Source organism: Lactococcus ileimucosae (assembly GCF_943193185.1).
Lineage (GTDB): Bacteria > Bacillota > Bacilli > Lactobacillales > Streptococcaceae > Lactococcus > Lactococcus ileimucosae.
Genome location: NZ_CALPDE010000005.1, coordinates 94,402 through 103,643, shown reverse-complemented (window position 1 = coordinate 103,643; position 9,242 = coordinate 94,402). Strand labels below are relative to the sequence as shown.

Annotated in this window: 11 protein-coding genes; 6 read left to right on the top strand and 5 right to left on the bottom strand. The window is 34.9% G+C overall.

Going from position 1 to position 9,242, the window contains the following annotated elements:
• From NFR51_RS10830 to NFR51_RS04040, 5 genes are all read left to right on the top strand, one after another.
• A partial coding sequence (locus tag NFR51_RS10830) for an IS3 family transposase (protein WP_369127877.1) occupies window positions 1-161 on the top strand: 161 nt, incomplete at its 5' end.
• A gap of 140 nt (window positions 162-301) precedes the next feature.
• Window positions 302-565 (top strand): hypothetical protein, encoded by a 264-nt coding sequence (locus NFR51_RS04055; RefSeq protein ID WP_251712462.1) that lies wholly within the window; start codon window positions 302-304, stop codon window positions 563-565.
• A gap of 125 nt (window positions 566-690) precedes the next feature.
• Window positions 691-2,685: a DUF1430 domain-containing protein gene (locus tag NFR51_RS04050; protein ID WP_251712461.1), complete on the top strand. Its 1,995-nt coding sequence runs from the start codon at window positions 691-693 to the stop codon at window positions 2,683-2,685.
• A 7-nt stretch (window positions 2,686-2,692) separates the two neighbouring features.
• Window positions 2,693-3,364, top strand: a complete 672-nt coding sequence (locus tag NFR51_RS04045) for a putative bacteriocin export ABC transporter (RefSeq protein WP_251712464.1) — start codon at window positions 2,693-2,695, stop codon at window positions 3,362-3,364.
• Between the two features lie 161 nt (window positions 3,365-3,525).
• The gene (locus tag NFR51_RS04040; protein WP_251712460.1) at window positions 3,526-4,074 is read left to right on the top strand and encodes a biotin transporter BioY; all 549 of its coding nucleotides are present in this window, start codon (window positions 3,526-3,528) and stop codon (window positions 4,072-4,074) included.
• Between the two features lie 382 nt (window positions 4,075-4,456).
• On the opposite strand, the gene NFR51_RS04035 is transcribed toward NFR51_RS04040, so the two are convergent.
• From NFR51_RS04035 to queA, 5 genes are all read right to left on the bottom strand, one after another.
• Window positions 4,457-5,305, bottom strand: a complete 849-nt coding sequence (locus tag NFR51_RS04035; RefSeq protein ID WP_251712459.1) for a hypothetical protein — start codon at window positions 5,303-5,305, stop codon at window positions 4,457-4,459.
• Window positions 5,289-5,594 (bottom strand): hypothetical protein, encoded by a 306-nt coding sequence (locus NFR51_RS04030; protein WP_251712458.1) that lies wholly within the window; start codon window positions 5,592-5,594, stop codon window positions 5,289-5,291. Before NFR51_RS04030 ends, NFR51_RS04035 begins: the two co-directional genes overlap by 17 nt.
• Window positions 5,595-6,052: 458 nt before the next feature.
• Window positions 6,053-6,319, bottom strand: coding sequence for a hypothetical protein (locus tag NFR51_RS04025; protein WP_251712457.1), 267 nt, complete (start codon window positions 6,317-6,319; stop codon window positions 6,053-6,055).
• Between the two features lie 228 nt (window positions 6,320-6,547).
• Window positions 6,548-7,123 (bottom strand): hypothetical protein, encoded by a 576-nt coding sequence (locus NFR51_RS04020; RefSeq protein WP_251712456.1) that lies wholly within the window; start codon window positions 7,121-7,123, stop codon window positions 6,548-6,550.
• Complete coding sequence (gene queA / locus NFR51_RS04015) at window positions 7,124-8,152, bottom strand: tRNA preQ1(34) S-adenosylmethionine ribosyltransferase-isomerase QueA (RefSeq protein ID WP_251712455.1); 1,029 nt, start codon at window positions 8,150-8,152, stop codon at window positions 7,124-7,126. It lies immediately after the preceding gene.
• A gap of 249 nt (window positions 8,153-8,401) precedes the next feature.
• Between queA and nagB the strand changes: the two genes are divergently transcribed.
• Complete coding sequence (gene nagB / locus NFR51_RS04010) at window positions 8,402-9,109, top strand: glucosamine-6-phosphate deaminase (protein ID WP_251712454.1); 708 nt, start codon at window positions 8,402-8,404, stop codon at window positions 9,107-9,109.
• Window positions 9,110-9,242 lie beyond the last annotated feature (133 nt).

Below are 9,242 nucleotides of genomic sequence, written 5' to 3'. Positions count from 1 at the left end.
TCAAAAGCGAATCCCTTGAACTTTTTGTTCCTGAAGACGAGCAGTCTTTAAGACAACAAATTGAGGATTTCATTTTCTGGTACAATTATGACCGCCCTCAAGTCAAATTAAAAGGCATGACACCCATGGAATATCGGATGGCATACCTCATTGAACATTAATTTGTTTTTTTACTGTCCGTTTTATTTGGTGCTTGACAGTCGAGAGTTTCATCGATTTCATTTTTTTTGTTAGCGTTTGCATTATGATTTCGTATGTGTTACTATGAGGATGGTTATATAATTTAACGAAGAGCATTATAATGATTACCAGAGAAGACCTAAAAGCAAGAAATAAAAAAAGAACCTTATTCGCAGCTTTAATTCTCAGTTTGTTTCTCGTTCAAACAATAGCATTTGCAGCTATCCATACCAAATTTGGAGTTTATTGGGTCACTTCATCTATTTATCCCAACACGACCTGGGGGAATAGAACTGCAACGACCAAGTACACGAACTACTCATTTTCACATACGGGCTGGGCTAGAGTCGGGAATGCTTATAATGAGGAGGAAGTTCTTGGGTAACACCTAAAAAAACTTCTGTTACTTGGGTAAAAGGCGCATGGAACGGCGCCTACAATGGTGGACCAATCGCACCTGGAGGCAAAGTGTAATCCATCGAATTTAGATTTATGAGGTAAACTATACAGATGCTGAGTAAACTTTTAAAAGGAATGATTCTGGCTTTATATGTAATAATGAGCTTATCATTGGCCTTTATGATTAAAAATGAGTGGGTAGACAACCAAATCAAGAAAGAATACAATCTGAGTGGCTATAAGGAGTTTTATGTTAGCTCTATTCCAAGTTCAAAGGAAAACTATCAAGATATAGTAAATACTATTGAGAGAGTATCAAAAGAAAGTGATGCTCTCTTTTGTATTAGAACATCTTACATCGGGGTTGAACATGATAACAAGGGAACGGCCAATTTTTTATCAAATATATCTAGAATTACTTTCTATGGTTTAGAGCATGAAGATAAAAAATTATCAGCCCATGGTGTAACTTCTTTTATTAACTATAAAAAATTCAGCAGTTTAAGCTTTGAAGAATTTCATGAAGGAAGCTTTCTTTATAAGCCAGCGGATTCAGGAAAAAGTAAGTTTGTGACTAATTTATCTCAAGCATTAAGTCAAAAATATGGCATTGAGATTACGTCAGAAACCTTAGAAAAGAATCCCACTGACTTTTCTAAAAATCCTCCTCTAATCTTAACCAATGATAATTTGAGCATTGTTATTACCGTTTCGCTGATCTTTTATTTTATATTTTTATTTGTTTGGCTGGCTGAAAATAATAAGAAAATAGCCGTTTATAAACTTAGTGGTTTTGAGAATATTGATATAGCCAATCTTATCTTTATAAAAAAGATGTTTTGGGTATTTGCCACAACATACGCAGTGGCAACAATTTTTATTTTAAAAAAACTTAGTTTTGATTATACTAAAGTTAGTCTATTAATCTTTATGATAAGCACAATCATAACTTTATTCGCAGTGTGGATTGTGGCTAGAGTGTCTATTGTTAATCAGGTCAATAATAAATCATTCTTTAAATATAGTCATATCTTTCTTTACCTTGTAAAAACAATAATCTTCGCCATAAGTCTTTCCACTCTCTCTGGTTTGCTCACTCTTGTTCACCAGTCACTAGACTTAAGCAAAACAGAATACTCCGATTATGGCGCCTTATATGCACCAATGATTGGTTTCAAAGAAAATCTAGCTGAACCGACTTATTATAATAAATTGATACGCGCGCAAGAAGAGTTAGGTGGAATTCATGCCTCCGAAAATAATTTGTCTTCGCAAATAGGCTTAGAAAGTCTTAAAACATCGGATGTTAATATAAACTACTTAAAGAAACATCCTATCTTAGACAAGCATAACCAAGCCATAAATATTTCCAGTGAAGAAGAAAATATGGTTCTTTTAATCGCAGATAAGCTGATGAAAACAACCGATATAAAAGATAGGATAGTGGATACATTTAAAGCGCGACCTGGTTTTACCTCTTCAATAAAATTTTATGAAATTAAAGAGAATCAGAAAGTAATTATATATGCCAATAAGATAAAAAAAGTTTCAGCTGATATTGTTATCCTGTATACACCAGAGAATGATACGGGAGAAAATCTTGTCCCCTCCTTAGAAAATCCCTATGCGATGTTAATTCCCCTAACAGAACCGAAAGAAAGTATTTATAAAAAATTAAGACTTGCTTTAGAAGATGATGGTCATCTATCTAGGTACCCATCATTCATTAATGCAAAAGATATAAAGAGAACTACCTTATTACTGACAGTAGGTAATCCGATAAATTACTTCTTTATTAATTTATTTTCAGTAATATTATTTGCCTGCATGATAATTTCTACAGTAGTTTTTTATGTCATAACATACAGAAAAAAGATAGTGGTGTATCGCTCACTCGGTTGTTCTTGGTTAAGAACTTACCTACCACTCGTCACTTTAATTGTCCTTCAATATATCATTGGATTTATAAATGCTAAAATGAACGGAGCAGATCAAACCCTCCTAGAGCTACTTATGCTCTATCTATTTATGGAGTTTGCTATAGTCATAGGGGTATTAAAGAGGACAGAGAAAAAAGATTTATTGAACATTCTCAAAGGAGAGTAAATGCATGCTGATAGAAATAAAAGATATGGAAAAAAGCTATGGTGAAAAAATACTTTTTGATAAAATTAATTTACAAATTCCAGAAAACCAATTCGTTGTAGTTTATGGTCCCAGTGGGTCAGGAAAATCCACACTTTTGAATATTATCGGCATGATAGATGACTATGACAAAGGAAGTTATTATTTGTTCGGAAAATTCGCTCCCATTGTAAACAGTAAGAAGTCATTGTTATATCGTCGGAATAAAATTTCTTATTTATTTCAAAACTTTGCGTTGATTGAAGATGAGAGTATCGAGCAAAATTTGAAAACAGCCTTATTTTATACTAAACTGCCTTCTAAAAAGAAAAGGGAAAAAATAAGAGAGGTTTTAAATCAAGTTAACATAGCTCACCCGTTAAAAACAAAAGTATTTCGTTTATCTGGTGGTGAAAAGCAAAGGGTTGCCTTAGCTAGACCCTTACTAAAAAAGAGCGAGCTGATCTTAGCAGATGAACCAACAGGTTCTTTGGATATAGAAAATCGAAACATAATGTTAAAGTTACTAAGTAATGAAGTAACAAAAGGAAAAACAGTGATAATAGTGACTCACGATCCTTTTATAAGAAAAATTAGCGATTATGTCATCGAATTAGACGGCAAAGGTGCTATTGTAAATTCTGGTCCTATTATTAATTAAGAAAGCTTTTGACCATTCATAATAGCCATGCAAGCTTTTTTATCCTAAACAGGGCTTCTTCTAGCAAGATTGGAAATTGTGGGACTAAAAAACGTGTAGTTTCTTGAAACCAAGTGTAAAAGCTGATATAATTTTACTCATAAAACAAAAAGGACTTTTTCATGAAGATTTCCAAAACTTACTCTATTACTCTTATCGCCTTGGGAGCGGCAATCCTTGCAGTACTTTCTCCTTTAGCAATTCCTGTGGGAATCGTACCTATTACACTTCAAACATTAGCTGTTGGGCTCATTGCTACCTTGTTGCAGCCCCGTGAGAGCTTTTTTGCATTGCTTATCTACCTCGTGTTAGGAGCGGTAGGTCTACCTGTTTATGCAGGAGGAGCTTCAGGGATTGGCGCTTTATTTGGCCCAACAGGAGGTTTTTTATTCTCCTTTGCAATAGTTGCCCCTCTCCTTTCATATTTCTTACAAAAAACTGAACGCAAATTTTTCTCCATTTTACTGATGAATCTTCTTGCTCAGTTTTTGATTCTTGTTCTAGGTACTGTGTGGCTGAAATTCTTTATCGGCGTATCTTGGGGAACAGCTTTTGGCACCGGCTTTGCTCCTTTTATTCTTGGAGCTATCATCAAAGCGGTTATTGTGGCAGCAGTCAGTGTCGCGCTTCTCGACATTCTTTTCAAAACGAATCCTTATTTTTCGAAATAACAATTGATAAAGCTTTTCCAAGTTCTTGGGAAGTTGTTTATCATTTACCAAGTGTTCTTGATTTTTGAGTAGCTTAGTCCTAACGGAAGGCACTTATAAAAAACTATACAATTTGAAATAAAATTATAAGCAGCTGAATGAAAGGAGTTCAGCTGCTTTTTTATACTTAGGGTTTCATATTTTGTGTCTTAAGCGATTTTAGAAATACTGCGCGCGACGAACGAGAAGCTCTATATAATCCTTGTTACGTGACTGCCTGCTAGCGAGAATTACTACTTGGGGCGAAAACTTACTAGAGAAGATTGAGAAATGCACAAGCCAAGCGACAAAGTTCAAGAGGAGAGAGCAAAAATAATCCAGATATTATAGTCTAATTGTGGCATCATTTTGTCCAAACATGTAAGGGAGTTTCTGTATTATCATTAAAAATTTTTGTTTCAGACAGTAATGTTTTATTATCTAAATCATAAAAGAGTACTGAATTTCCTGCTAAAATAATTAGTTTATTATCTTTTGTAGTATTTAAAGTCCAAATATTACTTTCTTCATAGATTTTAGAATTTAATATATCACTAACAGCAACAAAATAGTTTTCGTTATTTTTTGTATTTATAACTGAAAATCCTGATTTTTGTAGCATATTAGGTTCATGCACAGTTATCAAATAGTTTTCAGATTTACTTTTATAAATGAGATTAGGATAATTTTCTTTTAACGTGATAAAACTTTTTTGCTTGCTCTTCAAATCAAATTTCATGATTCTATTATCAGGTGTAACCTCGAAAGTTTTCCTGTTACGGCGAGAGGTAACAGGCGAATATAAATTTTCTTTAATTTTTTCTAAAGAAGTAAAAGCATAAAGATACTGACTATGATCATCTATGTTCTGTTTTTCAAGTACTTTTAGATTGTTTCCATCATTGAAAGTATATAAAGAACTTTCAAATATTTTACTTTTTCGATTTTCTTGCGTGATTACCATGTACAATTTTCCATTGCTTCCAGTAAATTGTGTAGAGGGTAACGCTGATGAAGTAAACTTATATGAATCAATTTCTTTTCCATTTTTGTCAAAAGGGTAGAGAAGTCCATCGTCTCCTGTTGCTTGGAAAGTATAGTAATAATCAGTGGTGTAACCTGCACCTGTATAGGCATATTTATTTGAACCACGTTTAATTAATTCGCCCTTTTCAAAGTCTATTGATAAGATGTTTTCATTTTTTTTTAGCACTCTTAGAATGCCCTTCTGAAAAAATTAGATATCTATTTTGAATTTCTCCTTTTGAAAACCAACCATTTACATCTTCTGCAATAGCTAATTTGTCAGTATGAAGTAATTTTGGTTTATTATTTTCAACTTTATATGATTTGATATTGTTATTGGATACGATATAGAAATCAGCATTGCTTGCAATTTTAAAGTTAGCTTCTTTGTTATTGAAAAATAAGATTTTGATTCCCAGAACCACTGCGGCTAAACATGATAAAAGAAGTAAAGAATTAAATATTTTTTTCTTCATTTATTTATTCCTATAGATTAAAACTGTAAGTGGATTTAAGACAAATTCGCCTGGGTGCACTGCCCAAGCAGAACCGATATTATTATCAGTCTTATCTAAATTTACTCTTGCAGTGTAATAATATGCAGCCCAAACTAATTGAGAGCAGTAAAACTATTTTTTTTGTTTAATATTCCAAAAATTTAAATTATAAGGCTTTCCAACCTGTTGACCAGCCCACTTTCCTGCATTGTAATCTTGTGCGATACTTGTTTTTTTTTGACTCCCATCTGCCATACTCTGTTATTTCTAAATTTCGTCCCCCCAATCTCCACTTGCCAGCCTAACTTTTTTACCAACACTTTCTGCTCCGGCAACCACATATTTTTTTGTGGTGCAACAATCCCTGCATGCCACGAATTTGTTATTAATAGACTAGAACCTGCATCTGTTACAGCTATTACCCCATCACGCCAACTTCAAGCCCCATATGCTGAACGAGCGGTAGCTTTTTCATCAGCTACAACGGAAGCTGCATCGCCATATGCGGCATATTCTTGTTCTTTTTGCCGCATGCCATCCATAATTTCTTGTTGCTGCTTGGTTAATTTTTGTAAAGCTACTGCATTGGTGGAAGTATCTACTTCATCAGTTTGAACAGCTTTTACTGTTGCTGGAGCTATCGCTGACAGAAAAGCAGCTGAAGCTAGGCAATGAATAATAGTTTTCTTTAAAATTTTGCGCATGTGTTTCCCTTCTTTTCAGAAATAAAATTTTTTCTGGTTGAACAACCCTATAATAATTAAAAGCGCTTTCAATTTTATTATAACAGAAAAAGAAGTGATAAAATCACATATTTTTAAATATTGTTGAATTGTAGGTAATGTGTAAAAGTTCACAATCGTATTTATCTTAACAATTTCAAGAAAAAAGTTCTCTACCCTTGATTAAGGCGACTTAAAAAGCCGAGAAACTCATTTTTCTCGACTTTTTATTATTTCTTGAAAAATAATTTTGTTGACGGTTTGGGAACTTTCTGCTACCCGGTAAAGGGCATTGCGCTGCAGTAACTGTATTTTAGGAAGAAGAAATTGTCCCTCTTTAAGATAAGTGCTGATCAGTTTATTAGGGTCAAAGTCAATATCATCAGGAGGAAAGGAAATCAAACTTGAACCGAGGTAATCTTGGGTCGTAAGACGCCCCTCTTCTATATGATAGGTTCTTGCTTGTGGCTGTCCATCACTAAAAAAGGCAATCACAGCATTGTAAGCTACTTTTTTAGTTAAACTGAAGCGTTTATCCTTATAGCGAAGCAAGGCACTGAGAAGGAATTCCTGAGCTTCTAGGGGCTTTAAGTGTGGTTGATAATGGAGCTGCACCAAAATTTCTTCACTTATCTTGTGGAAACCTGTAATTCCTACTAAAAAGCCATTGGGACTCACATAAAATTTTTTAAAATGCGTACGAATAGCCCGTCCATTTTCTGTAATTTGCCCATCTGAAAGGATAGAAATAAAATTCTTAGTGAGTGCTAAATTAAGGAAACTCATTTATTTTACAAACATGGCATCACCAAAACTAAAGAAGCGATAATGCTCATCAATTGCATGTTGATAGGCCTCTAGGATAAATTCTTGACCTGCAAAGGCAGCGACCAGCATGACGAGTGTAGATTTTGGCAAGTGGAAGTTTGTGTTGAAAGCATCAACAACTTTCCACTGATACCCGGGTTTGATGAAGATATCTGTCCAACCAGAATCAGCCTGAATCTCCCCGTTAAATTTTGTACCAATAGTTTCTAAAGTACGAATAGAAGTTGTACCGCAAGCAATTATACGATGTCCAGAAGCCTTAACAGCACGAAGTGTTGCAGCGGCTTCTTCAGAAAGTTGATAAAACTCACTATGCATATGATGCTCTTCAATATTGTCCACGCTCACTGGTCGGAAGGTTCCCAAACCTACATGCAAGGTAAGCTCCACAACATGAACACCTTTTGCACGAATTTTATCCAATAACTCAGGAGTGTAGTGCAAGCCAGCAGTTGGTGCAGCAGCAGAGCCATTTTCTTTTGCAAAGACAGTTTGGTAACGTTCTTTATCTTCCAATTTTTCATGAATATATGGCGGAAGTGGCATTTCGCCTAAGCTTTCTAGTACCTCAAGAAAGATACCATCGTAACTAAATTCGACGATACGGCCACCGTGTTCCAGTTCTTCAACAACGGTTGCTTTCAAACGACCATCTCCGAAAGAAAGCTCTTGACCAATGCGCATACGTTTGGCTGGTTTAGCTAAAGTTTCCCAGCGATCTCCTTCTGTATTTTTGAGCAGTAAGAGCTCAACATGCCCCTGAGTTTCAGGCTTGATACCGTGGAGACGTGCGGGGAGAACACGTGTATTATTAAGCACAAGTGCATCTCCGGGATTAAGCTCATCCACAATATCGTAGAAGTGTTTGTCTTCCATAGAATGCCTTTCCTTATCAAGTACTAGAAGACGTGATTCAGAACGTTTTTCAAGTGGTGTTTGTGCGATAAGTGTTTCGGGTAAATTAAAGTCAAAATCGTTAATATTCAAAATATATTTTCCTTGTCATTTATAAAAGTTAAAGCTTTTAAAACAGCCTTTCTTATTTGAGGGAGAAGATACATGACATACTTCACCTCCCATCTTCAGGAGATATGAAATATGCAGCTGCTTCATATTATACCACTTTTAGAAAAGTTTGCTTTTGAAAAATTATTTAAAAACATAATTTTATGGTTGACAAGAAAATGAATTAAGTCTATAATATGTATATACCAATTTGAAAAAGGAGCCCCTCTCATGAAAGTTATCACTGTTAAAAATCAACTTGAAGGTGCAAAAGTCGGCTTTGACTTACTGAAAGAAGCCATGGACAATGGTGCTAAAACCTTGGGTCTTGCTACAGGGTCAACACCGGTTGAATTTTATAATCAAATCGTTAAATCGGACCTGGATTTTTCAGATATGACCTCAGTAAACTTGGATGAGTATGTTGGACTTGATGGAGCTGACGAACAATCCTACCATTACTTCATGAACAAGCATCTTTTTAACGAAAAACCCTTCAAAGAAAACTTTTTGCCAAATGGTAAAGCATCAGATTTGGAAGCAGAAGCGAAAGCTTATGATCAAATCATAGCTGAACATCCTATCGATTTCCAAATTCTTGGTATTGGTCAAAATGGTCACATTGGTTTCAACGAACCGGGGACATCATTTGGAGAGACAACACATGTTGTAGACCTTCAAGAAAGTACAATCAAAGCAAACGCACGTTTCTTCAAAAACGAGGAAGATGTGCCACGTAAGGCTATATCTATGGGAATTGCTTCAATCATGACAGCTAAGGCTATCGTTTTGATGGCTTACGGCGAATCAAAAGCAGAAGCAATCAAAGGTATGGTTGAAGGGGAAATCACGGAAGCCATGCCAGCATCAATCTTGCAAAAACATGCAGATGTTGTTGTTATTGCTGATGAGGCGGCAGTCGCTTTGTTGAGCAAATAACACATAAAATAATAAGAGACAGATTACTCTGGTGCGTAAAACAACCTTATTTTTTGCGCAATTTTATAAAGAAGTTGATGAAGAAAAAGCAGATTTTTACTGATAAAATCTGCTTTTTCTAAATCTAAAAGAA